This is a genomic window from Achromobacter sp. T5-5, from assembly GCF_055397965.1.
Genome location: NZ_AP027919.1, coordinates 1,252,104 through 1,276,822, shown reverse-complemented (window position 1 = coordinate 1,276,822; position 24,719 = coordinate 1,252,104). Strand labels below are relative to the sequence as shown.

The window sequence follows — 24,719 nt, the reverse complement described above, 5'->3', positions numbered from 1 at the left end:
TGTCCCGGGCGTATCGGCCGGTCTGCGAGGCAACCTTGAACCGCATAACGGGCGGCCTGCCGGCCGCCCGCCCGCTTCAAGGCGCCGGGTTCGGGTGCCGCTTGTGGATCTGCTCGATCGCGTCCAGCACCTCGGTGGACAGGGTGACGTCGACGCTGTCGATGTTTTCCTTGAGCTGCTCCAGCGACGTCGCGCCGATCAGGTTGCTGGTGACGAAGGGGCGCTGGTTGATCCAGGCCAGGGCCAGGTGCGTGGGGGACACGCCGTGGGCGCGCGCCAGGTCGACGTATTCGCGCGTGGCGGCCTCGGCCTGGGGGTTGCTGTAGCGGGTAAAGCGCGAATAGACGGTCAGGCGCGCGCCTGCCGGCTTGGCGCCGTCCAGATACTTGCCGCAGAGCATGCCCATCGCCAGGGGCGAGTAGGCCAGGAGGCCCACGCCTTCATGGTGCGTGAACTCCGACAGGCCGATTTCGAACACGCGGTTCAGCAGGTTGTAGGCGTTCTGGATCGAGACGATGCGGGGCAGGTTCTGGTTTTCAGCGTGGCGCAGGAACTGGCTGACGCCCCACGGCGTTTCGTTCGACACGCCGACGTGGCGCACCTTGCCCGCGCGCACGAAGTCCTGCAGCACGGACAGGGTCTCTTCGATGGGCACGGTGTGCTCGTCCTCGACCCACGGGTAGTTGAGCTGGCCGAACGTCGCCGTCGTGCGGTCGGGCCAGTGGAGTTGGTACAGGTCCAGGTAATCGGTCTGCAGGCGCTTGAGGCTGGCGTCCAGCGCCTCAGTCAGGTTCTTGCGGTCCAGGAAGGTCTTGCCGTCGCGGATGTGGCCGGGACGCTTGGGATCGCGCACGGGGCCGGCCACCTTGCTGGCCAGCACGATGTCCTGGCGGCGGCCAGTCTTGGCCAGCCACGTGCCGATGTAGGTTTCGGTCAGGCCCTGGGTTTCAGGCTTGGGCGGCACCGGGTACATTTCGGCCACGTCGACCAGGTTGACGCCGCGCTCCAGCGCGTAGTCCAGTTGCTCGTGCGCCTGCGCTTCGGTGTTCTGCTCGCCCCAGGTCATGGTGCCCAGCCCGATCAGGCTGACATCCAGGTCGGTACGGCCGAGTTTGCGGTATTTCAAGTTCTGCTCCGTGCGGGGTCTTTGGGTAGGGAAGCGACACCTTACTCCAAGATGTTGGCGTTTCGCTGACACGGCCGCGGCGGGCGGCCCCGCCCTTGCCCCCCGCCTTTGCCCCCTTCCCCGCCCTTGCCGCCGCCACGCAATCGGCATACGCTGATCCGCTCATCCAGTCCGGGGGAAAACGGCATGCTGCGGGAAGTTGACGAGATCTTTCTCTTTTTCGTCGTGCTCATCATTTTCCTGGCCATCATCGAGCTCGCTTACCGGCTGGGCCGCCGGTTGCGCAAGCCGGCCGACGAGGCCGCCAAGTCGCACATCACGGCGCTCCAGACCGCCCTGCTTGGCCTGTTGGCCCTGCTGCTGGGCTTTACCTTCGCCATGTCGGTGACGCGCTTCGAAACGCGCAAGAACCTGGTGCTGGAAGAGGCCAACGCCATCGGCAACGCCTACTGGCGCTCGCAGCTCATTCCCGCCGAGCACCGGCCCGTGGTGGCCAACATGCTGCACGAGTACACCACGGCCTCGCTGGACTACCACCTGGCGGACCAGGATTCGCCCCGTTTCAACGCGGCCAATGCCACCGCCCGGCGCATCGAGCGCCAGATCCGGGCGGCGGTCGCGGCGCGGGCGGAGAACCCGCCCTCGATCTCCACCATCATGTTCATCCAGGCCGTCAACGAGATGGCGCAGGTCAACGAGAAGCGCCGCGTCGCGCTGGAGAACCACGTGCCAGAGCCGGTGTACTACCTGCTTTTCATCGTGGCGGCGGGGTCCATGGCCTACATCGCCTATGGCACCGGCCTGCACGGGCGGCGCCGGCCCATATCGACGGGTATGTTCGCCGCGCTGATCGCCCTGGTGCTGACATTCATCCTGGACATCGACCAGCCCAGCGGCGGCCTGATCGAGGTCGGGCAGGAAAGCATGCAGCGCATGCAGGCCACCCTGGCCCACGAGATGCAGCAGTAGCGCGGGCGCCCGGACAGCGGCCCCGGGGCCTTATCCGAACAAAAGCCTCATCCGAACAGAGGCCTCATTCGAACAGACGCCGCAGGAACGGCGCGGTGACGCCGGCCTTGCCCTGGCTGACCGCTTGCGGCGTACCCGCCGCCACGATGGTGCCGCCCTCTTCCCCGGCGCCGGGCCCCACGTCCAGCATCCAGTCGCTGCCCGCGATCACGCGCAGGTCGTGTTCCACCACGACCACGGTGTTGCCCGCGTCGACCAGGCCGTGCAGTTGCGCCATCAGCTTGTCCACATCCGCCGCGTGCAGGCCCGTGGTGGGCTCGTCCAGCACATACAGCGTGTTGCCGCGCTGGCTGCGCTGCAGCTCCGTGGCCAGCTTGATGCGCTGGGCCTCGCCGCCGGACAGCTCGGTGGCGGGCTGGCCCAGGCGCAGATACCCCAGGCCGATGTCGTGCAGCAGCGCCAGGGGACGCGCCACCGCGGGTTCGTCCTGGAAGCACGCACGCGCTTCGTCCACGGTCATGTCCAGCACCTGGGCGATGTTGCGGCCATTCCATTCGATTTCCAGCGTCTTGGCGTTGTAGCGGGTGCCGTGGCAGGCGGGGCAAGGCGCGTAGACGCTGGGCATGAACAGCAGTTCAACGTGGACGAAGCCTTCGCCTTCGCACGTCTCGCAGCGGCCCTGGGCGACGTTGAACGAAAAGCGGCCGGCGCCGTAGCGCCGCGACCGGGCGGCTTTGGTGCCGGCGAACAGCTTGCGCACGTGGTCGAAAAGGCCGGTGTAGGTGGCGAGATTGGACCGGGGCGTGCGGCCGATGGGCTTCTGGTCCACATTGACCAGCCGCTTGATGGCCTGCGCACCCGCGTGCAGGCGGCCTGTCGTGCGCGGCAGGTTGCCGGGCTGCGGCAGGTCGCCCTCGGATTCCTCGGCGGGCAGTTCCTGGCCCAGGTGCTCGCCCACCAGTTCCACCAGCGCCTGGCTGACCAGGCTGGATTTTCCCGACCCGGACACGCCCGTCACCGCCGTGAATGCCCCGAGCGGAAAGCGCGCATCGATGCCGTGCAGGTTGTTGCGGTGGATGCCGCGCAGCTCCAGCCAGCCGGCAGGCTCGCGCGGCGCGCGGCGGCTGGCCGGGCGCGCATCGAAAAGGTATTTCGCGGTGACCGACTCCTTCACCTTGCGCAGGCCCTCGGGCGGGCCGCTGTACAGCACCTGCCCGCCATGCTGGCCCGCGCCCGGACCCACGTCGACCAGCCAATCGGCGCGGCGCAGCGTGTCGAGGTCGTGCTCGACGACAAAAAGCGTATTGCCGCCGGCCTTGAGCTGGTCCAGCGCGCGGTGCAGCGCCTGCGCGTCGGCGGGATGCAGCCCGGCCGACGGTTCGTCCAGCACGTACACCACGCCGAAAAGATTGGAACGGATCTGCGTGGCCAGCCGCAGCCGCTGCAGTTCACCGGGCGAGAGCGTCGGCGTGGACCGGTCCATCGCCAGATAGCCCAGGCCCAGCGCCTGCAGCGTGCCGATGCGCTCGATCAGGTCGTGCGCAATGCGCTGCGCGGCGATGCGCTTTTCCGGGGAAGAGTCCGGCGTGCGCCGCACGTCGCTGCTGCCCGCATGCGACAGGCCGCCCGCCGCCACGCGCCTGGCGTTGGCACGCACGCCCGCCGCCTTGCTGCGCGTCACGCCCGGCGCCCCCGCTTCGTCGAACCGGCCTGCGGCGGCCGGCGCGAGAACCTCGGCGATGCGGCTGAGCGGCAGTTGCGACAGGGTGCCGATATCCAGCCCCGCGAACGTCACCGACAAGGCCTCGCGCTTGAGGCGCCGGCCGCCGCATTCCGGACAGGGCGAGCCGGTCATGAAGCGGGCCACGCGCTTTTTCATCATGGCGCTCTGGGTGGTCGCGAACGTGTGCATGACGTAGCGGCGCGCGCCGGTGTACGTGCCCATGTAGCTGGGCTCAGCCTTGCGGCGCAGCGCCGCGCGGGTTTCGGCGGGCGTAAAACCCGCGTAGACCGGGACGGTCGGCTGCTCGTCCGTGTACAGGATCCAGTCGCGATCCTTCTTGGGCAGGTCGCGCCACGGCTTGTCCACGTCGTAGCCCAGCGTGACCAGGATGTCGCGCAGGTTCTGGCCGTGCCAGGCCGGCGGCCACGATGCGATGGCGCGTTCGCGGATCGACAGCGAGGGGTCCGGCACCATGGACGCCTCGGTCACGTCGTACACGTAGCCCAGCCCGTGGCAATGCGGGCACGCGCCCTGCGGCGTGTTGGGCGAGAAGTCTTCCGCGTACAGCATCGGCTGGCGCGCGGGGTACGTCCCGGCGCGCGAATACAGCATGCGCAGCATGCTGGACAGCGTGGTCACGCTGCCCACCGTGGACCGCACGTTGGGCGTGCCGCGCTGCTGCTGCAATGCCACAGCGGGCGGCAGGCCGTCGATGGCGTCCACGTCGGGCACGCCCACCTGATCGATCAGGCGCCGGGCATACGGCGACAGCGATTCGAGATAGCGGCGCTGCGCTTCGGCATACAGCGTGCCAAACGCCAGGGACGATTTCCCTGACCCGGACACGCCGGCAAACACCACCAGCGCGTCGCGCGGGATGCTTACGTCCACGTTCTTCAGATTGTGTTCCCGCGCGCCGCGCACGCGGATGCAGGCGTCGGGGCGCGGCTTGGGCGTTGTCTTGCGCTGGCTCATGTCCAGATAGTAATGGACCCGCCGGCGCCCGGCCGCAAAGGGGTCATCCGCGCGGCGTACGCGCCCCTGCCTGCTTCAGAATGGCGCAAAAGCATGACGTCCGCGCCCGCTCATCCGATCGGGCGATTGCCTGCGCACCGATGCAGGCATACGGCTTGAAGCGCCCGGCAATGGCCGCCGCGCGCCGGGCCGCGCCATGCCGTTGACGGCGGCACGGCGCTGCTTTAATTTCGGAGCACGCGAACGAGCAAGGGCGGCGCAATGCGCCGCCCTTGCCGTGCTGCCGGCCCGTACGGCGGAGCCGCGCTGCTTCCGACTGCCGGGCAGGCTGCATCCCATGCGGCAGGACCAGATGTCCCCTTTGCCGAGGGCCAGACATGGTGATCTCCACAACCGTCCTTGTCGTGGGCGCGGGCCCGGCGGGCCTGCTGACCGCGGCGGAACTGCAGCGCCGCGGCGTCGAGTGCCTGCTGATCGACGCGCATGAACGTCCGCTGGACTGGGACCGCGCGACCGTCGTGCATCCCCGGTCGCTCGAAATCCTGGATACGCTGGGCATTCTCGATCCCCTGCTGGCCGCGGGGGTGAAGCAGCGGCGGGCCCGCATCCACGCCGGCGGCAACGTGCTGGGCGTCATCGACCTGGAGCTTGCCGGCAGCCGCTATCCGTTCAACATCGGCATCTCGGAAGAAGTCACCGAAACCGTGCTTGCCAGGCACCTGGAGCAACTGGGCGGCGCCGTCACGCGCGCCACCAAGCTGGTGGACCTGCAGGAACGGGAAGACGGCGTGCTCGCCACCGTCGAACACGACGGCATGCAGTCGCGCGTGCTGGCCCAGTGGGTCGTCGGCTGCGACGGGCATCACAGCACGGTCCGGATGCTGACCGGGATCGAGCAGGACGGCCACGACATCAACCAGCCCTGGGCCGTGTTCGACGCCTCCATCCGGGACTGGCCCGATGCTTTCGAGGCGAATTACGCCTACCTGGACCGCATACCGGTGATCCTCACCGCCCTGCCCGCCGAGCGCTGGCGCGTCTACCTGCGGCCCAGTTCGTCGGATTCGGATCTGGTCGAGGACGCGCTGTCCACGCTGCGGCGCTATCTGCCCGACGCCGGATTCGACGACGTCTCGCACCCCGCGCGCTTCGAATGCCACACCAAGGTGGCGCGCCGCTTCCGGTCCGGCCGCGTCCTGCTGGCCGGCGACGCGGCGCATACGTGCAGCCCGGCGCAGGGACACGGCATGAACACCGGCCTGCAGGACGCCTTCAACCTGGGGTGGAAGCTGGCGCTGGTCTGCCAGGGGCATTGCCCGGCGACGCTGCTGGACAGCTATCACGCCGAACGGCGGCCCGTGGCGGACATGGTGATGGCCTCGGGCGATGCGGCCGAAAGCGCGCAGTTGGCCAAGGGACCGCAGGAGCGGCGCGAACGCGACCTGGCGATTCGCGCCGCTTTCGGCGATGCGCAGGCGCGCCATCGCGAGGCCGTGTCGGAAGCCGAGCTCGACATCGACTACGCCGGTTCGCCCATCGTGATGGGCGACAGGCACGACGCCATCTGGCCGGGCCAGCGGCTGCCGGACCAGATCGACGTCCGCCTGGCGGCGGGCGGCCAAGGCAAGCTGCATGACTACGCCAAGCGGCGCGGCCACACCGCGCTGCTGATCGGCGGACCCGGCACGTCGCAACAGTCGCTGTCGGACCTGCGGCGCGACATCGAGCCGCTGACGGACGGGCATATCATCGAAGGCATCGTCGCCATCGCCGCGAACCCCGACGTCGCCGGGGTGGACGCCTATCTGGAGCCCGCCGCGGCGGCCTTGCTGGGCGTGGGCGACATGGTGCTGCTGGTGATCCGGGCCGATGGACACGTCGGCCTGCGCGCCGAGCGCCGGCACGCCGAGACGCTGTCGGCGTACGTCGCGTTGTTGCGCGCCAGCCCGGGCGCGGCGCCATGACCTAGGGAAATCCCCAAGAAAAATCGTGTCGATCCGGGGGGCTGCGGTTCGTCGTCGTCATGTATCCCCCACCATTCGAGGCAGACACACCATGACCACCGGAACCGTACGACACCTGCGCATCCTGCGCACCACGCCCGACCGCGTCTACCGGGCCTTTCTCGAGCCCGACGCCATCGCGAAGTGGCTTCCCCCCTATGGGTATACCTGCACGGTGCAGGAACTGGACGCCCGCACGGGCGGGCGCCACAGGATGTTCTTTCGCAATTTCGCCACCGGCCATGAGGAGCCGTTCGGCGGCGAATACCTGGAGCTGGTCGAATTCCAGAAGATTCGCTACACGGACCGCTTCAACGATCCCAACCTGCCGGGCGAGATGACAACCACCATCACGCTGCGCGAGGTTTCCTGCGGCACCGAACTGATCATCGTGCAGGAAGGCATCCCCGACGTCATTCCGACAGAGATGTGCTATCTGGGCTGGCAGGAATCGCTGCTGCAGCTTGCCCGGCTGGTCGAGTCCGACGTGCCCGCCGCCAGTTAGCCGCCGGGTCCGGCCCGCTTGACCTTCGATGCGGTGTTCAGCGCCACGGCCGCGCGGAAAAGCCCCAGGAACGCCGATTCGTCCAGGCGGTCACCCTCGTGCAGATCGGACCGGCGCCGCGCCCTCGACAATTCGGGCTTACGCCGATACGTTTGTTCATGTTTTGACACCAACCGCCCGGGCGCAGCCGTGCGACTCCCGACAAAATGTGGCGCGCCCGTGCGGCGTCGCGCCGTCCGCCATCCGCTGCCGGGCGCTGCTCACCCCAAGAAGGAAGAATCGTGTCGAAACTGTTTGCCCTGGTGATCTCCGCCGTCCTGCCCGTGGCCGCGGCGGCGCAGCCCGGCGTCGAGCCGCTGACGCTCAACGCGGACAACAAGCTGTACTGCAATGCCCAGACGGACTGGTGCGTAGGCATCAAGACGGACGGCAAGTTCGGGGAAAACGGCCCCTTCGCGACCAGCCGCACGCTGCGCGCCGAACGCCTCTTCTGGGACTCGCCAGAGGTCCCGGATTTCAAGCACTTTTCCGTTTGGCCGCAACTGATCCGGCTGGACGAGGAGCGCGCGCTGGTGGGGGTGATCGGACCGCAAGAGCCGGACTTCGAGCCCGAGACGCCGTTCTCCGGCGGCAGCTTCACGCGCCGCGACCTGTATGTGTACGACGTCACGCTGGGCGAGCCGACCGGCGCGAACCTGGTGCTGGTCCTGCCCTACACGGCCGACGCCTCCATCCGCGCGTGCTTCAACGCAGCCGACGAGCAGAAGCGCACCGGCCAATGCAGCGACGTCTACCGTTTCACGACCGCCGTGAAAGCCTTGCCAGGCCGCGACTATCCGGATTTGCAGGTAACGACGCACGCGACGCGCTCGCCGGCCGGCGCCAGCCGCTTTGCGGACTCGAGCGCGCGGCCCGCGCTGACCCGGGAGCAACTGGCGCCTCAGGTGGACAGCGCGTGCAGCTACACCGTGACCTACGCCTGGCAGGCCGACGCATCGGTCTACCAGCCCGCGACGCCGGTGCCCGACTGCGCCGAGTTCCTGGACGCGGCGCCCGTGCGCAAGCCGTAAGCCGAAAGGCGGCTTCGCGCCGTCTAGTCGGCGTAGCCCGGATTGCGGCGGTCCAGGCGGCGCAAGAGACCCGGCCACGCGAGCTGGGCCTTGTGCGCCCGGTCGGCCGGCGATTCCACCGCCGCGCGGGCCAGCACCTCGGGCGGGATGTAGGTCAGTTCGCCGCCCGCCTGCGCCCGGACCTGCACCATGCAGGCCGCCTCCAGCCGGTGCATCGCCTGAAAGGCCTCGGCCATGCTCTGGCCCACGGTCAGCAGGCCGTGGTTGCGCAGGATCAGGTAGTTGTTGGCGCCCAGGTCGCGCACCAGGCGCGGCTGCTCGTCGGGATTGAGCGCCAGCCCTTCGTAGTCGTGATAGCTGAGCGAGCGCAGCGCGATGAACGCAAACTGCGACAGCGGCAGCAGCCCCGCCTTCTGCGCCGACACCGCCACGCCGTTGATCGAGTGCGTATGCAGTACGCACATCGCATCCTTGCGGGCCGCGTGGATACAGCTATGGATGGTGAAGCCCGCCGGGTTGATGTCATATTCGGACGCCATCACCTTGTTGCCATTCAGGTCGATCTTGACCAGGCTGGACGCCGTGATTTCGTCGAACATCATGCCGTAAGGGTTGATCAGGAAGTGCTCCGTGCCCGGAACCTTGGCCGTGATGTGCGTGAAGATGAGGTCGTCCCAGCCGAACAGCGCCACCAGCCGGTACAGCGCCGCCAGGTCCTTGCGGACCTGCCATTCCGTTTCGCCGACCTGTTCGCGCACGCTGGCGCTTTGCTTGCCTACCGTATCCATCCCGTCTCCGTCTTGTTGCTGTTTGGCTGTTTACCCGCGGCTCGTGCCATGGGCTCCGCCATGCACTGTATTCCTTTCGTCGCGCCGCCGCACGGCGGCGCGACGGGCGGCGTCCGTCTGGTGAAACAGGCCCAGACCCATTAACCTGTGAGCCACTGCTCAGGAGAACCCGAGAATGCTGCCTGCACTTTACGGTCATCCCTTTTCCTCGTACACGCAGAAGGCGCTCATCGCGCTGTACGAAAACGGCACGCCCTTCGAATTCCGCAGCCTCGGGCCGGAAACGCCCCGCCATGCGCGGGACTGGCTGGAACGCTGGCCGCTGCGCAAGTTCCCGCTGCTGGTCGATGGCGAGCGCAACATCGTCGAATCCAGCATCATCATCGAATACCTGCAGCTCGCCCATCCCGGCCCGGTGCGGCTCATCCCCGACGACCCGATGGCCGCGCTGGACGTGCGCTTCCTGGACCGCTATTTCGATCTGCACGTCATGTTCTGGATGCAGCACGCGGTAAACGGCGCGCTCTCCGGCGACCCCGCCCGGCGCGAGGAAGGGATGGCGCAGGCGGCGGAAAGGCTGGAGCTGGCGTACGCCTGGATCGACGCGCAACTGGCCACGCGCACCTGGGCCGCGGGCGAGGACTTCACGCTGGCCGACTGCGCCGCCGCCCCGTCGCTGTTCTATGCCGACTGGACGTATCCCATCGCGCACGCCTATCCGCATCTGCGGGCCTATCGCGCGCGGCTGCTGGCGCGTCCGTCGTTCGCCCGCGTGGTCGACGAAGCCCGGCCCTACCGGCCGCTCTTTCCGCTGGGCGCGCCCGACCGCGACTGACCGCGACTCACAGGCCCGCGGACATCCCGCGGCAACGTGCGAGAATCAACGCCACTTCTACCCGGATGAGGACGCCTACCGTGCAGCAAGCCTTGCCTCGACACCTGCCTTCATTCTTCCGGTCCCATCTGGAGTCCCTGTCCGGCGTCGGGCTCATGCTCGGCACGCTGTTCTTTGCCGCGGCGCTGACCCCCACCCTGATTCCCCGCACCCACGTCACCCAGGGCGTGCTGGCCGGCACCTGCCTGGCGGCGGGATACGGACTGGGCGTGCTGTGGCACTGGCTGTGGACCTACATGGAACTGCCCGAGCCCAAGGGGCGCGCCGCGCGGATCGTCAACACCGTCATCGGCCTGCTGTGCCTGTCGGTGGCGATCCTGTTCCTGGGCCACGCCGCCGAATGGCAGAACACCATCCGCGCGCTGATGCAGATGGAGCCGTTGACCAGCGCCCATCCCATCAAGGTCAGCGCGATCGCCGTGCTGACCTTCGCGGTGCTGCTTGCGCTGGCGCGGCTGTTCAAGCTGATCGCGCGCTTTCTGGCCCGGCAGGTGCGGCGCGTCGTGCCGCGGCGCGTGGCCAACGTCACGGGCGCCGCAATCGCGATCCTGATCTTCTGGCTGCTGGCGACCGACGTGTTCTTCCGCGGCGCGCTGCATGTGCTGGACGCCTCGTTCCGGGAATTCGACGCGCTGCTCGAACCCGAGCGGCCGCAACCGACCGCCGCGCTCAAGACTGGCGGCCCCGCGTCGCTGATCCGCTGGAACGAACTGGGCCGCGCGGGCCGCGAATACATCGCCTCGGGACCGACCGCCAGCGAGATCACCACGCAATCGGGACGCGAAGCGCTTGAGCCCATCCGCGTGTATGTCGGCCTGCGCGGCGCGGCCACGCCGCAGGCGCGCGCGCGGCTCGCGCTGGACGAAATGAAGCGCGTGGGCGCCTTCGACCGTTCGACGCTCGTCGTGATCACGCCCACCGGCACGGGCTGGGTCGACCCCGCGGCGGTGGACTCGCTGGAATACCTGCTGAACGGCGACGTGGCCAGCGTCGCCATGCAGTATTCGTACCTGTCCAGCCCGCTGTCCCTGCTGGCGCAGCCCGAGTACGGCGCCGAGGCGGCGCGCGCGCTCTTCGTGGCGGTCTATGACTACTGGACCGCCCTGCCCAAGGAGCGCCGGCCCCGCCTGTACCTGCATGGCCTGAGCCTGGGCGCGATGAATTCCGCCGGCTCGGCCGAGCTCTTCGAGATGATCGGCGACCCGATACAGGGCGCGCTGTGGAGCGGTCCGCCGTTCGAAAGCCGCGTCTGGCGCACCATCACCGATGCGCGCAATCCCGGATCGCCGGCCTGGCTGCCCGAGCTGCGCGATGGCGCCTTCGTGCGCTTCATGAACCAGCACGGATCGCCCGTGCCCGACGACGCGCCCTGGGGTCCGATGCGCGTCGTCTACCTGCAGTACGCCAGCGATCCGGTCACGTTCTTCGATTACCGCGACCTCTACCGTCCGCCCGCGTGGATGAATGCGCCGATGGGCCCGGACGTGTCGCCCGAGCTGCGCTGGTATCCCGTGGTCACCATGCTGCAGCTCGCGCTTGACATGGCCGTGGGCACCAATACGCCCATGGGCTATGGCCACGTCTATGCGCCCCAGCACTACGTGAACGCCTGGGTGGCGGTGACCGGCGCGAACGGCTGGACGCCCGATGCCATCGAAGGCCTGAAGCGCCATCTGCTGGAACGCGCGCAGGCGGCGATGGAAGACGAGGACGGCGACGAAGCCGTCTACGAAGGGCGCGGAGGATAGGCGTTGCCAGCTTTGCCCATGAATGCATTACCCCTGAATCACCCGGCGCATGACCGCCTGACCGCGTTCTTCTGGCGCGATGACGCCCTGCGCAGCCGCGGCGTGAGCGGCCGGCTGCTTGCCGGGAACCTGGCCGTGCCGGCGCCGCCGGCCCGCGTGCGCGCCGACTGGGAACGCGAGATCCGCACGCGCCTTTGCCTGGAACCCGGCGACGTCGAACAGATGCCGCTGCCGCGCACCCGCGCGCGCTGGCCGGAACTGGCCCTGTGCGAAGAGGCCATGCGCGACTGGACGCGCGCGCTCGGACTGGGCGAGGTCCTGGCCGACAGCGACATGGCCCTCATGGCCTGCCGCGGCGCGCGCTATCACCACGACGGCGGACAGTACGGCGGCGCCGCCTTCTGCAATCTGTTCCTCTGCGAAGACAAGGGACTGGACGTGCACTTTCCCGGCACCGGCGACCGTATTGCGCTCACGCCGGGCGCGGCCATGATCTTCGACACCTGCCAGCCGCACGCGGTCATTCCGCGCGACGCAACGGGCTTTGACGAAGCGGACTTCGCGTCGGGTCCGGACCGGACGCTGCTGTTCCTGAGCTGGGAACTGCCCATCGAGGATGCCCGCGTCGCGCGGGCGCTGGGCATTGAATTCGACGTGGACCCCGCAGCGGCCTCGCGATTGGATGAGGAACAGCTGTGGGCCGACGGGGCGCGCGTGGGCGTCGACCCCGCGTCGGGGCAGTGGGTGCGGACGGGCTGAGCCCGCCGGTTCAGCGCCGGAAGCCGCCCCGGAACCCGCCGCCGAACCCGCCGAAACTACGGCCTTCCATGCCTCGGCCTTGCCAGCCGCCATCCATGCTTCGGCCCTGCCAACCGCCTTGCGACTCGCCCATGCGCCCCTGCCAGCCGCCGCTATCCATCCCGCCCGTGCGCTGCGTCGAATAGTCGCGCGCCTGGCGCTGGGAATTCAGGTAGTTGGCGTTGGCCTGCGTGTTCGGCTGGACCGGCTGCCAGCCCGAGGACGTGTGCTGCTGCCAGCCGTTGTCGTTGTGCTCGTAGACGTTGCCGTTGTGGTCCGCATAGACGTTGCCGTTGTTCCAGGCCATGCCGCTGCCGGTGTTGCGGTCGTAGGTCGCGCCGCGCCGGTCGACGCTGTCGGCGCCCTGCCCCGCCGTGCCCGTCGCCGCGGCGGCGGAGTAAGTGGTGCGGCCGGTGTCCGTGTTGGTGCGCACATTCTGGCGGCCCGCAGCCCACTGGCCGTCGTCGTTCTCGACCGCGCCGGCGCGGCCCGCGCCCGATGCGCCGGTCACCGGATCGGTGTAGGCGCCTCGCCTTCCCGCCGCGGCGTTGCCCGTGTACTCGTTATAGGCCGCGCCGCGCGTGCCTTCGAAGGCCGCGCCGGTCTGCGGGTTGTAGCCCTCGGCGTGCGTGCCCTGCCATTCGTTGCCCGTCCAGCCGTTCCAACCGGCCGCGTGCGTGACCGTGCCGGAACCGCCCCATGCGCCGTAGACGTCGACCTTGTTGACGTCGACGCCGCCCCAATAGGGCGCGCCCGAATACGGACCCCAGTACGGCGCCGCGCCGCCCCAGGCTTCGGCGGCGGCAAAGCCGAAGGCAAAGCCCGCCGCGGAATCGAAGGCCGCGTTGTAGCCGTAGCTGGGCGGATAGCCCACCCAGGCATCCTGCACGATCACGGGCGGATAGGGGTAGCCGGTGCCGTAGACGACAGTGCCATCGGGCGCGACCACCACGCCCATGTAGCCGGGCGTATAGCCGAACACCACGCTCTGCGGCGTCGAGCCGTACACCTGCACGTAGGTCACGTAGTGCAGCGGCGAGCTGGCGGGAATGGCGTAGATGGCCGCCGGCACGTGGTCGGCCACGCGCCAGGGGCCGGTGGGCGAATCCGACACGAACCACACGGCGTGCGACAGCGCGTAGTAGCGGCCTTCCGCCTGGATGACCGGCACCTGCGAATTGGCCGCGTAAGACAGCGGCGTGCCCGCGATGGGGCGCATGACGGGCGCGCCGCCCGCATACCGGACCCGCAGCGTGGCCGCGCTGCGCGACACGGTCGCGGTCTGCGGAATCGTGGACGCGATGACGGCCTCGCGGGCCTGCGGCGTGCCCGGCACCGACACCAGCACCCCGCCCTGCGGATCGCGGGGCGGGATGCGCGCGAAGTCGCGCGGCAGATCCTTGCCCGGCACGTAGGACCACGGCCCTTCGAGCCGCGGGCCGCGGAACCAGCGGCCGGACACCAGCAGGTAGTAGCGGTTGTCGCCCGGGTTCATGAACACCGCGTGATCGGCGTTGGTGACGGACAGCAGCGACGTGCCCGGCACCGGCCGCAGTTCGGCCTGGCCGATCGTGATCAGCAATTCGGCCGGGACGGTGGACACTTCGATGTCGGGCGCGCGGTGCGGCGCGCGCCCGTCGTGCGGCATCAGGGGATCGGGCGCGGCGCTGCGGCGAGCGGCGTCGGCGGCCGTGAGCAGCGCGGGCGCCGGCTGCGCAACCGTGCGCCACGGCCCGTTGAGATCGCCGGATTCGTACCAGTGGCCAGCGGCCTGCAGGTACAGGCGCCCGGCGCTATCGCGCAGGATCAGCGCGCGCGTGTTGATGACGCGGCGCCACCCTTGCGCCCCGGCCACCTCCGCCCACGCGGGCGGGCCGTCCACCAGCACCAGGATGGCCGGCACCGTGCGATAGATGATGCGCGGCGGCGTGTTGTCCACCGGCACCGTCTTGGCCGCAGGGTTGTTCTGCGACAGCGCATAGCTCAGTTGCAGCGCGTCCAGCGGCGTCACCACGCCCTGGGCGGGAATGCGCGCTTCGAGTGCGCTGCGCAGCCGCGCGGCCTCTTGCGGCGCGGTGGGCACCTGGACGCGCTCGATGCGGATGTCGGACAGATGCACCAGACCGGCCGGCTTGTTGACGTCGGCGCGCGCGGAGAAGTCCGCCACGCCGTAGGTCGGGCTGCCCTTGGCCGCGCCCACCGCGACCGCCATGCGGCCGGTGATGCGATCCGCGGTCCAGGTGTCGATCTGGGGTTGATAGAGCTCGACGCGGGTGCCGTCCTGCGCGGAGAAGCTGCGCGGCCATTGCAGCGCGCGCACGGCCGCGGCATCGGGCTGGCCGGCGGCGGGCGCGGGCTGGGCCGCGGCGGCCTGTGACGGTCCGGCATCCTGCGGCTGCGCCGCAGCGCCGAAGACAAACGAGGCGCTGGCGGCCAGCCCGAGCACGGCATGCGCGATGCGCGGGCGGCGGCCCACCTTGTCAGGCGTGGCGGGCAAGCGGGACAACCAGGCATGCAAACGCAGCAATCGGGACACGCTATTCATCGCACGCTCCTTGGGACTGGAGCCGCCTGCCAGGCCGGCCAGGGCGATCCGCTGCCAGGAAGATTCCGCAGCGACGCCGCTACGGGTTATACGCCAGCGGCGCGCGCGCTTCAATTGCCGGAAGACCCAGGATGAATCCGAGCTGAATAAGAAACAGATGGTTAACGCCGTGAAAAAGCTATTGCCGGGTTCATACAGACCTTCTATAACTCGTTCTCACCAGGGCTTGCTGCTTTTGCCCGATTGCCTTTCCGCTGCAATCCAACTAGAGCGGCGCAACGCCCGCCACACCGCGCAGCCTCGCGCGAATCGAATCGCCATGCCCCGGCCCATGTCCTGCGGCGCACTGGCGGCTCTCTAAGACTCTCCTACGGCAAGAACACTTCGTCCAAGAAGTCGTGTGAAGGAGCAGCTCATGGCCCTTACCCTGTCCCATCCGGGGGTTTACATCCAGGAAATCCCCAGCGGCGTGCGCACGATCGCCGGGGTCGCGACGTCGGTCGCCGCATTCCTGGGCGCGGCCCCGCGCGGTCCCGTCAACAAGGCGGTCCGGATCTTCAGCTTTTCCGACTACGAGCGCGCCTTTGGCGGCCTGGCCGACGACTCGGAGCTGGGCTACGCCGTGCGGCAGTTCTTCGTGAACGGCGGCACGGATGCCTGGATCGTGCGGGTCGTCAAAGAGGCATCGCCCGCGCAGCGCACCTTGCGCAGTGCAACGGCCGTGGATGTGCTGGCGGTCCGGGCGCTGGATCCGGGCGTCTCGGGCAACGGCATCCAGGTCCGCGTGGACTACGCCACCGCCGTGCCTTCCAGCACCTTCAACATCCAGTTCATCCGCGCCGGCGACGGCCGGGCGGAAAGCTACGCCAACGTCTCGCTCAATGCCAAGGATCCGCGCTATCTGCTGGATCTGGTGCAGGGCGTCTCGCAGCTTGTGCGCCTGGAGCGCCTGCTGTCGCAGGGCGCGCTGGACGCGCTGCCGGCGGGCACCAGCGTCAGCGGCACGCTGGGCGACGTGCAGACGCTGCTGGACGCGACGCACACCGACTTTCGCGTGGCGGTGAACGGTCTGGAACCGGTGGGCGTGAGCATCGCGCTGCCCGGCGACATTTCCGGCGGCACGGCCACGCAGCGGCTGACATCGCTGTGCGCCGCGATCCAGGCCAAGGTGCGGGCGCAGGCGCAGGGCCGGCCGGCGCTGGCCAACTTCACGGCCGCGCGCAGCGGCAACACCATCGTACTGACCTCGGGCGCGGGCGGCGAAAACGCCAGCGTGCGCGTGCTGCCCGGCGCGCGCAACAACGCGGCCGGCGTGCTGATGCTGGGTTCTCTGGCGGGCGGCATCGAAACCGACGGCGCCGCCATCATCCGGCCCGCGCCCACGCCCGATCCGGCCACGCTCACCAGCGACACCTTCGGCGCGACCGACCTGGATGCGCTGCCTGACGCGACGCACACCAGCCTGCGCATCACGCTGGACGGCCTGGGCCCGGAACTGGTGAGCCTGGGCGACACCGCGGCCGCGGGCGGCTCGCTGGCCGCCAAGCTGGAAGACGTGGCGGCGCGGCTGCAGGCGGCCGTGCGCGCGCTGCGGCCGGGCACGCCGGCCTTTCGCGATTTCACCGCCCGCGTGCAGGGCAGCACGCTGGTGCTGGCCAGCGGTTCGCGCGGGCTGGGCTCCACCATCGCCGTCGCCGCCGCCCCGGCCAACGACCTGGCGGCGTCCCTGCACCTGCTGACGGGCGCGGTGGCGTCGCCGCCGCCGGTGGACGCGCTGCTCGAAGGCGGCACGGAAACGCCCTACGGACCGGACGACGTCTATGCCGCGTTCATCGGCAACCGCGCGCTGCGCCAGGGCCTGTACGCGCTGGAAGACGCCGACATCTTCAACCTGCTCTGCCTGCCCGCCATCACGCATGCCGGCGTCCTGGCCGACGCCGCCTCGTACTGCGAAGAGCGGCGCGCGTTCATGATCGTGGATGCGCCGCCCACGGCCGTCGACCCGGCGTCGATGGTGGCGGTCGCCACCGGCACGGCGCTGCCCAAGTCGGATCATGCCGCCGTGTACTACCCGTGGACGCACGTGTCCGATCCGCTCAAGAACGGCAAGCCCCGCCTCGCGCCGCCCTGCGGCACGATCGCGGGCCTGTATGCCCGCACGGACGGCAATCGGGGCGTCTGGAAGGCGCCCGCCGGCACCGACGCCAATCTGGCCGGCGTCGTGTCGCTGGCCGCTACGCTGACCGACGGCGAGAACGGCAGCCTGAACCCGCTGGGCGTCAACTGCCTGCGCACGTTCCCCGTGTATGGCGCGGTCTGCTGGGGCGCGCGCACGCTGCGCGGCGCGGACCAGCTCACCTCCGAATACAAGTACGTGCCGGTGCGCCGCCTGGCGCTCTATCTGGAGGAATCGCTCTACCGCGGCACGCAATGGGTGGTGTTCGAGCCCAACGACGAGCCGCTCTGGGCGCAGATACGCCTGAACATCGGCGCATTCATGAACACCCTGTTCCGGCAGGGCGCCTTCCAGGGCAGTTCTCCGCGCGAGGCCTATCTGGTCAAGTGCGACCGTGAAACCACCACGCAGGACGACATCAATCGCGGCGTGGTCAACATCCTCGTGGGGTTCGCGCCGCTCAAGCCCGCCGAGTTCGTCGTCATCAGCATCCAGCAACTGGCCGGCCAGATACAGGCTTGAGCCCGGCGCCCGCCTGCGCGCCGCTTGCGGCCGCGCGGCAGGCGCCGACCACGGTTTCCAGGAGATCGCCATGGCGCAGTTCACCGTCAATCCGCAGCGCTTCGACCCGTACAAGAACTTCAAATTCCGGGTGAAGTGGGATGGCCGCTATGTGGCCGGCGTCAGCAAGGTGTCGGCGCTCAAGCGCAGCACCGAAGTGGTCGAGCACCGCGAAGGGGGCGACCCCTCCAGCGCCCGCAAATCGCCCGGGCGCAACAAGTACGAGGCCGTCACGCTGGAGCGCGGCGTCACGCACGACCGCGAATTCGAGCAGTGGACCAACAAGGTGTGGAACTTCGGATCGGGGCTGGGCAGCGAGGCATCGCTGAAGGACTTCCGCAAGGACATCATCATCGAGGTCTACAACGAAGCCGGTCAGCTCGTGCTGGCCTACAAAGTGTTCCGCTGCTGGGTATCCGAATACCAGGCCATTCCCGACCTGGACGCGAACGCCAACGCCGTCGCGATCCAGACCATCAAGCTGGAAAACGAAGGATGGGAACGCGACTACGAAGTCGCCGAACCGTCCGAACCGAGTTTTGTCGAGCCGGCCTGATGGAGCGCAGCCATGCACGCCCTGATCGATACGCAAATTCTTGCGCTGTGGGAGGCGGGCCGTGACTGCCATCCGATAGACCGCGGCCTGCGCGCGCTGGCCGTGGCGATGCCGGGGGTGGACATCGCGTCGCGGCCGGTGGGATGGCGCACGCTGTCGCTGCTGCGCCTGCGCGGCGCGACCTTCGGACCGCGGCTGGCGGCCTGCGCCGATTGCCCCGATTGCGGGGCTGCGATGGCGTTCGACGTGGACCTGGCGGCGCTGGTGGACGCGCTGCCCGCGCCGCCCGAGCGCGCGTCGGCCGAGCCCATGTTCGATGCGCACGGCGCCGCCTGGCGCCTGCCCAGCAGCCGCGACCAGGCGCGCGCCGCCATGGCGGCCGACAGCGGCGCGGCCCTCGCCGCGCTGTTGCGGGCCTGCCGGCTGGACGCGCCCGACGATGCGGCCTTGCCGCGGGGCGCGGCGCTGGACGACATCGAGGCGCGCATGGAAGCGCTGGATCCGGCGGCCAACATCGAACTGTCGCTGCGCTGCGCCGATTGCGCGCGGGCCTGGACGGTGGCGCTGGACGCCGATGCCTGCGTGTGGGACGACATCAGCCTGTGCGCGCGCGGCCTGCTGCTGGACGTGCACCGCCTCGCGCGCGCCTACGGCTGGACCGAGCCGCAGGTGCTGGCGCTGGGCCCGGCGCGGCGCGCCGCCTATCTGGAACTGGTTGATCGGGAAGCGATGCCATGACCGGATTCCTGCGCCAGCTTGCCAACCGCAGCCTGGGCCTCGCGCCCCGGCTGCGCGGCGCGCCCACGCCGCAGTCGGCGGCGCTGCATGGCGCCGTGCCTGGCGAGGCCGCGGCTCCCGGCATGCCGGGGCAGGCGGCGGCGCACGGCGAGACCGCCGCGTTCGCGCCGGCCTGGGACGTCAGCGCAAGCGACGGCGCGGCCGGCAGGGCAGCGCAAGCGGCCTTCCTGCGCGGGCCGGCGGCGGAACCGGGGCTCGCAGCGCCGGCCGCGACGGCGGCGCCGGATCAACCCGGCGGGATCGCGGGTATCGATGCGCCCCGCAGCCGGTCCATGCCGCCCGCAAGCGCCGACGCGGACATGCCGCCGCCGCTCGTGGCACGGTGGAACGGCAGCGACGGCTTGCCGCCTGCGCACCGCGCGGACCCGCCGCCTCGCGGCATTTCAGGCAACTCTGGGTCCCGGACGGGAGACGACGCGTGGGCCGGATTGACCGCCGCGATGCCGTTGGATGCGTGGGCACCGGCGTGGGCACCGGGGATGGCGCCCACGCGCGCAGGCCGCGCCGAGCGCGAACCGGGCGAACCGGACGCCCCGGACAAACCCGGCGAACCCGCCCCCCCCGCTCCCCTTGCCGGCCAAGACGACGCCGCATCGCGGCAAGGCGCCATCGACGCACGCACCCTCGCCGCCCTCGCCTCGCGCCACGCGCCGGCCCCGCGCCACGCGCAGCAACACGCCCCCGCGCCCGACGTGCACATCACCATCGACCGCCTGGAGGTCGCCCCGCCCGCCCCGGTCCCGCGTGCCGCGCCGCCCGCGCGATCCGCGGCGCTTTCCCTGCGCGCCTACCTCGCCGCCCGGCGAACGGGGCTGCCATGAGCAACGCGCTGGCGATCGCGGCGGTCACCGCCGTTCTCAAGGACCTGCTCGACTCGGGCATGATCGACCACGCCGTGACCGACGCGCTGGGCGCGGGCGTCAAGGTGTCGGCGGTGGCGCCGGACGCGGTGTCGCTGGACAACCAGGAAGACCCGCAGCTCAACCTCTTCCTGCACCAGGTCACCCCCAACGCCGCGTGGCGCAATGCCGCGCTGCCGTCACGCGATGCGGCGGGCGAACGCATCGCCCATCCGCCGCTGGCGCTGGACCTGCACTACCTGCTCACCGCCTACGGCCGCGCCGAACTGCAGGCCGAGGTGCTGCTGGGCTACGCGCTGCAGCTGCTGCACGAATCGCCCGTACTGCCGCGCGAGGCCGTGCGCCGCGCGCTGGACCCAGATGTGGTCGACGGCGCCATCCTGCCCACGGTCTACCAGAGCCTGCGCGGCGCCGACCTGGCCAGCCAGATCGAACTCCTGAAGATCACGCCATCGGCGCTGGGCGCCGAAGAGATGTCGCGCCTGTGGGCCGCGCTGCAGGCACACTATCGGCCGACCGCCGCCTTCCAGGTGTCGGTCGTGCTGATCGAATCGCGGCGGCCGGCGCGCGGCGCGCTGCCCGTGCTGACGCGCGGCGAAGCCATCCCCGGCACCCCGCGCGACCGTGGCGTGACCGTGTTCCCCGGCCTGACGCCGCCGCTGCCCACGCTGCTGTCCGTGCAGCCGTCGGGCAAGCAGCCGGTGGCGGTGCCGGGCGGCACCGTGACGCTGCTCGGACACCACCTGGACGGCCTGGCGCGCGTCGTGTCCCTGCGCCACGCCACGCTGCAGGCCGAGCGCAGCGTGCCGGTCGACGCCGGCACGGACGCGTGGCTGCGCCTGACCATGCCCGCGGACCTTCCCGTCGGCGTGTACCGCCTGCATGCCTCGGTGCAGGCGGCCGACACCGGCCTGCGGCGCGACAGCAACCAGCTTGCGCTGGTGCTGGCGCCCGAACCCGTGCTGCCGCCCGCCTCCTTGACGCGCAACGCGGGCACGGTGCGCATCGAACTGGGCATCGCGCCGCCGTTGCTGCCCGGCCAATCGGCCAGCCTGCTGCTGGACGACCGCGTCCTGCCCGCCGAACCCGCGGCCGCGCCCGCGAGCCAACTGGTCTTCGAATGGCGCGACGCGCCGCCCGCGGGCACGCGGCTGCTCGTGCGCCTGCGCGTGGACGGCATCGAGAGCCCGCTGGTGGACCGCGAGGCGGTCCCCGTGCGTTACCTGAACCGCCAGATCGAGCTGCCATGAATGCGCGCGCGCCCCTGGACTGGACCGACGCTAACCAGCAATTGCTGGCCGCCGAATTCGCGCGGCTGCGCGCAAGGCTGAGCAAGCCCGGCAGCCGCCCCGCGCGCCACGGCGCGCAACAGCGCGTGCAGGCCCGCGCCGCGCTGGACGGCGACGCGGCCATCGACCAATTGACGACGGCCTTCGGCCTGTCGGCATTCGAACGCGACCTCCTCTTGCTGTGCGCCGGCGTCGAAATGGACGCGGCCCTGGCCGACTGCTGCGCCCAGGCCCAGGGCCGCGGCGGCGGCCTGCGCCACGCCAGTTTTGCGCTGGCCTTGGCCACGCTCGACGGCGCGCACTGGAGCGCCCTGTCGCCGCAGCGGCCGCTGCGCCGCTGGCGGCTGCTGGATGTGGACAATGCGGCGGACCTGAGCACGGCGCGCCTGCGCATCGACGAACGCGTGCTGCACTTCCTGGCCGGCCTGAACGAACCGGATGCGCAACTGCGCGCGCTGCTGCGCCCCGCGATGCCGCTGCCCTTTGCCGCGCCCGCGCACGAGGCGGCCACGCAGCAGATCGCCGGACAGATCGCCGCCGCCCATGACGCCCCCCTGCCCGTGTTTGTGCTCGAAGGCGACGACCCCGGCGCACAGGAAGACGTGGCCGCCCGCGCGGCGCGCGCCGCCGGGCTCGCCTGCCTGGCGCTGCGGGCCGAAGACATCCCGGCCGACGCCGCCGACCGCGACGCGCTGCTGACGCGCTGGCAGCGCGAGGCGGTGCTGCTGGGCGCCGCCCTGTACGTCGACGCCTCGGAGGGCCTCACGCCCGCGGCGCGGCATCTGGTCGAACAGGCGGGCGGCCTGTGCCTGCTGGGCGTGCGCGAACCGGTCACGCTGCGCGCGGCATCGCGCCACCATGCGGTGTCCCGGCCGCAAGAGGCCGACCGGCGCATCCTGTGGCGGCAGGCGTTGGGGCCCGAAGCGGCCGCGCGCGCCGGCGAGGCCCTGGACCAGGCCGCCAGCCAGTTCGGCCTGGATGCGCGCACCTTGCAGCTCACCGCCGCCGCGCTGGCGCCCGCGCTGCGCGATCCCGGCGCGGATCCGCACGCCGTGCTGTGGCAGGCCAGCGCGCAGGCCAGCCGCCGCCGCCTCGACGGCCTGGCCCAGCGCCTGACGCCCGCGGCCGGCTGGGACGATCTGGTGCTGCCCGACCCGCAGCTTGCCGTCCTGCGCCAGATCGCGGCGCATCTGCGCCAGCGCCACCGCGTCCACCAGGACTGGGGCTTCGCGGCCGCGCAGTCGCGCGGCCTGGGCCTGGCCACCCTGTTCACGGGCGAGAGCGGCACGGGCAAGACCCTGGCCGCCGAGGCCCTGGCGCGCGAGACCGGCCTGGACCTGTACCGCATCGACCTGTCGGCGGTGGTCAGCAAGTACATCGGCGAAACCGAGAAGAACCTGCGCCGCCTGTTCGAGGCCGCGGAAGACGGCGGCGCGATCCTGCTGTTCGACGAAGCCGACGCGCTGTTCGGCAAGCGGTCGGAGGTCAAGGACAGCCATGACCGCTACGCCAACATCGAGATCAGCTATCTGCTGCAGCGCATGGAGTCGTATCGCGGCCTGGCCGTGCTGACGACCAATCTGAAATCCAATCTGGACAACGCCTTCCTGCGGCGGCTGCGCTTCGTCGTGCAGTTTCCGTTTCCCGACCAGGAACTGCGCGCGCGCATCTGGCGCGGGGTTTTTCCGGCCGCCACGCCGACCCGCGGCCTGGATCCGCGCCAACTGGCGCGCCTGAACCTGACGGGCGGCAGCATCCGCAACGTCGCGCTGAACGCGGCCTTCCTGGCCGCCGACGCCGGCACCGAAGTCACCATGGCTCACGTGCTGCAAGCCGCGCACGCCGAAGCCGCCAAACGCGAACGGCCCCTGGCCGACGCCGAAACGAGAGGATGGCCATGAAATCCGCAATCCATTTGCATATCCGCGCCCTCAGCCTGCCGAGCCACGACGCCGCCCAGCGCAACGCCTTCGTGGCCGCGCTGGTGCACGAACTGGTCCGGCGCGCCGCGCAGCACGGCGGCGCGACGGCCGACGCCGCGGCGGCCAACGCCGAACCGCAGCGGCTGCAGACCGTGGCGCAAGGCGCGCAGCCGGCGCAAACCGGCGCGCAGGCCGGCCGCGCCATCGCCGACACCTTCCACCTCAAGCATTGAATGCGGCCATGAGAACGTTGGCGTCCTTGTTTGCGCCGCGGCCCGACACCGCGTCGCCGCGCTCGCGCCTGGTGCAGCGCCGCTGCGCTTGCGGCTGCGGCGGCAAGTCGTCGTGCGCCGCCTCGCGGCGCACGGGCGGCGCGGCGCGGGAAAGCGCGACGCTCCCCGGGCAGGTGGAGGACGTGCTGCGCAGCCCCGGCGCGCCGCTGGCGGCGGCCGACCGGGCGGAATTCGAGCAACGCTACGGCCATGATTTCAGCCGCGTGCGGATCCACGCGGATTCGCAGGCGGCGGCGTCGGCGCGCGCGCTGCAGGCGCAGGCCTACACCGTCGGTCCGCATGTGGCCTTCGGCGCCGGCCGCTATGCGCCGGGCACCCCGGCGGGACGCGCCCTGCTCGCGCACGAACTGGCGCACGTGGTCCAGCAGCAGGCGCGCTACCAGCCGGGATTGCCGCTGGCACTGGGCCCGGCGCACTCGCCGCAGGAGGCCGAGGCCGACCGCGCCGCGCACCGCCTCGGCCAGCCCCTGCCCGCGCCCGGCCTGGCGCAGACCGTGCAGCGCGCCGGCATGGGCGACCTGCGCGTGGCCGAAGCCGAGGCGCGCAAATGCCCGGCGACGCACACCATGCCGAACGACGTGTTCGACGCCATCAACGACGCGTGGTCCAAGTCCGGGCACGGCGGCGACACGGTGACCGAACATGGCGGACGCATCGTGTCCGACAAGGACGGCAAGCGCGTCATCCGCACCGGCTCGGGCGGCGGCGGCAGCATCACGCTGCCGGCCGAGCAGAAGGGCGACTACACGCTCGGCACCTTTCACACCCATCCCTACAGCAAGTCCGAAAAATCCAAGCTGGGCGTGGCGTTCTCGGGCGGCGACGTGGCCAACTTCATGGCCGGCAATCAGGGCTGGGTGAAATACGTGGGCGCCGGCAGTTGCAACTATGCGCTGAACATCCAGGACTACGAGGCCGTGTACGACTGCCGCAAGCGCAGCGTGGACTTCAAGACACGCTGGAACGACGCGTTCGCCGCGGCCACCGGCACGTTCCAGGCCAAGGTCGAGTCCGCGGTGCGCGCCTCCATCGACGGCTGCGGCATCTGCTTCTACCGCGCCTGCCGGCCGGATGCGGCCAGCGCCGTCCCCAAGAACATGAGCCTGATTTAGGAGCCGA

At 70.4% G+C, this 24,719-nt stretch carries 19 protein-coding genes; 15 read left to right on the top strand and 4 right to left on the bottom strand.

The genetic code is table 11. The annotated features are described in order from the left end of the window. Window positions 1-76: 76 nt before the first annotated feature. A complete protein-coding gene (locus tag ACZ50Q_RS05670) occupies window positions 77-1,126 on the bottom strand; it encodes an NADP(H)-dependent aldo-keto reductase (RefSeq protein WP_076516419.1) in 1,050 nt (349 codons plus the stop codon). A gap of 186 nt (window positions 1,127-1,312) precedes the next feature. Between ACZ50Q_RS05670 and ACZ50Q_RS05665 the strand changes: the two genes are divergently transcribed. Further along, window positions 1,313-2,095, top strand: coding sequence for a bestrophin-like domain (locus ACZ50Q_RS05665; protein WP_464080851.1), 783 nt, complete (start codon window positions 1,313-1,315; stop codon window positions 2,093-2,095). Window positions 2,096-2,159: 64 nt separating this feature from the next. Here ACZ50Q_RS05665 and ACZ50Q_RS05660 read toward each other — a convergent pair whose 3' ends face one another. Next, the gene (locus tag ACZ50Q_RS05660; RefSeq protein ID WP_464080850.1) at window positions 2,160-4,793 is read right to left on the bottom strand and encodes an excinuclease ABC subunit UvrA; all 2,634 of its coding nucleotides are present in this window, start codon (window positions 4,791-4,793) and stop codon (window positions 2,160-2,162) included. Between the two features lie 377 nt (window positions 4,794-5,170). Here ACZ50Q_RS05660 and ACZ50Q_RS05655 point away from each other — a divergent pair, with 377 nt between their 5' ends. The 3 genes from ACZ50Q_RS05655 to ACZ50Q_RS05645 all read left to right on the top strand — a co-directional run bounded on the left by ACZ50Q_RS05655 (window position 5,171) and on the right by ACZ50Q_RS05645 (window position 8,371). Then, complete coding sequence (locus ACZ50Q_RS05655; protein ID WP_464080849.1) at window positions 5,171-6,757, top strand: FAD-dependent monooxygenase; 1,587 nt, start codon at window positions 5,171-5,173, stop codon at window positions 6,755-6,757. A 91-nt stretch (window positions 6,758-6,848) separates the two neighbouring features. Next, complete coding sequence (locus ACZ50Q_RS05650; protein WP_464080848.1) at window positions 6,849-7,301, top strand: SRPBCC family protein; 453 nt, start codon at window positions 6,849-6,851, stop codon at window positions 7,299-7,301. A gap of 281 nt (window positions 7,302-7,582) precedes the next feature. After that, a complete protein-coding gene (locus tag ACZ50Q_RS05645) occupies window positions 7,583-8,371 on the top strand; it encodes a hypothetical protein (RefSeq protein WP_464080847.1) in 789 nt (262 codons plus the stop codon). 23 nt (window positions 8,372-8,394) lie between these two features. On the opposite strand, the gene ACZ50Q_RS05640 is transcribed toward ACZ50Q_RS05645, so the two are convergent. After that, window positions 8,395-9,159 (bottom strand): class II aldolase/adducin family protein, encoded by a 765-nt coding sequence (locus tag ACZ50Q_RS05640; protein ID WP_464080846.1) that lies wholly within the window; start codon window positions 9,157-9,159, stop codon window positions 8,395-8,397. 175 nt (window positions 9,160-9,334) lie between these two features. Between ACZ50Q_RS05640 and ACZ50Q_RS05635 the strand changes: the two genes are divergently transcribed. The 3 genes from ACZ50Q_RS05635 to ACZ50Q_RS05625 all read left to right on the top strand — a co-directional run bounded on the left by ACZ50Q_RS05635 (window position 9,335) and on the right by ACZ50Q_RS05625 (window position 12,561). Further along, on the top strand, window positions 9,335-9,994 hold the full coding sequence (locus tag ACZ50Q_RS05635; RefSeq protein WP_092580647.1) for a glutathione S-transferase family protein: 660 nt from the start codon (window positions 9,335-9,337) through the stop codon (window positions 9,992-9,994). Window positions 9,995-10,074: 80 nt separating this feature from the next. Further along, on the top strand, window positions 10,075-11,802 hold the full coding sequence (locus ACZ50Q_RS05630) for an alpha/beta hydrolase (RefSeq protein ID WP_464080845.1): 1,728 nt from the start codon (window positions 10,075-10,077) through the stop codon (window positions 11,800-11,802). Between the two features lie 18 nt (window positions 11,803-11,820). Continuing rightward, window positions 11,821-12,561 carry a hypothetical protein gene (locus ACZ50Q_RS05625; RefSeq protein WP_092580643.1) on the top strand — a complete coding sequence of 247 codons (741 nt, stop codon included), beginning with the start codon at window positions 11,821-11,823 and terminating at the stop codon, window positions 12,559-12,561. A gap of 10 nt (window positions 12,562-12,571) precedes the next feature. Here ACZ50Q_RS05625 and ACZ50Q_RS05620 read toward each other — a convergent pair whose 3' ends face one another. Further along, window positions 12,572-15,145 (bottom strand): carbohydrate-binding family V/XII, encoded by a 2,574-nt coding sequence (locus ACZ50Q_RS05620; protein WP_464080844.1) that lies wholly within the window; start codon window positions 15,143-15,145, stop codon window positions 12,572-12,574. Window positions 15,146-15,560: 415 nt separating this feature from the next. On the opposite strand from ACZ50Q_RS05620, the gene ACZ50Q_RS05615 reads away from it, so the two are divergent. The 8 genes from ACZ50Q_RS05615 to ACZ50Q_RS05580 all read left to right on the top strand — a co-directional run bounded on the left by ACZ50Q_RS05615 (window position 15,561) and on the right by ACZ50Q_RS05580 (window position 24,712). Then, window positions 15,561-17,843 carry a phage tail sheath subtilisin-like domain-containing protein gene (locus ACZ50Q_RS05615; RefSeq protein WP_464080843.1) on the top strand — a complete coding sequence of 761 codons (2,283 nt, stop codon included), beginning with the start codon at window positions 15,561-15,563 and terminating at the stop codon, window positions 17,841-17,843. 70 nt (window positions 17,844-17,913) lie between these two features. Then, the gene (locus ACZ50Q_RS05610) at window positions 17,914-18,438 is read left to right on the top strand and encodes a phage tail protein (protein WP_076516440.1); all 525 of its coding nucleotides are present in this window, start codon (window positions 17,914-17,916) and stop codon (window positions 18,436-18,438) included. Between the two features lie 12 nt (window positions 18,439-18,450). After that, window positions 18,451-19,176, top strand: a complete 726-nt coding sequence (locus tag ACZ50Q_RS05605; protein WP_464080842.1) for a hypothetical protein — start codon at window positions 18,451-18,453, stop codon at window positions 19,174-19,176. Beyond that, the gene (locus ACZ50Q_RS05600) at window positions 19,173-20,057 is read left to right on the top strand and encodes a hypothetical protein (protein ID WP_464080841.1); all 885 of its coding nucleotides are present in this window, start codon (window positions 19,173-19,175) and stop codon (window positions 20,055-20,057) included. The genes ACZ50Q_RS05605 and ACZ50Q_RS05600 overlap by 4 nt, the downstream gene beginning before the upstream one ends. Further along, window positions 20,054-21,346 carry a Pvc16 family protein gene (locus ACZ50Q_RS05595; RefSeq protein WP_464080840.1) on the top strand — a complete coding sequence of 431 codons (1,293 nt, stop codon included), beginning with the start codon at window positions 20,054-20,056 and terminating at the stop codon, window positions 21,344-21,346. Before ACZ50Q_RS05600 ends, ACZ50Q_RS05595 begins: the two co-directional genes overlap by 4 nt. Next, on the top strand, window positions 21,343-23,286 hold the full coding sequence (locus tag ACZ50Q_RS05590; protein WP_464080839.1) for an ATP-binding protein: 1,944 nt from the start codon (window positions 21,343-21,345) through the stop codon (window positions 23,284-23,286). The genes ACZ50Q_RS05595 and ACZ50Q_RS05590 overlap by 4 nt, the downstream gene beginning before the upstream one ends. After that, window positions 23,283-23,540 (top strand): hypothetical protein, encoded by a 258-nt coding sequence (locus tag ACZ50Q_RS05585; RefSeq protein WP_464080838.1) that lies wholly within the window; start codon window positions 23,283-23,285, stop codon window positions 23,538-23,540. The genes ACZ50Q_RS05590 and ACZ50Q_RS05585 overlap by 4 nt, the downstream gene beginning before the upstream one ends. Window positions 23,541-23,548: 8 nt before the next feature. Then, window positions 23,549-24,712 carry an eCIS core domain-containing protein gene (locus ACZ50Q_RS05580; RefSeq protein WP_464080837.1) on the top strand — a complete coding sequence of 388 codons (1,164 nt, stop codon included), beginning with the start codon at window positions 23,549-23,551 and terminating at the stop codon, window positions 24,710-24,712. Window positions 24,713-24,719: the final 7 nt, after the last annotated feature.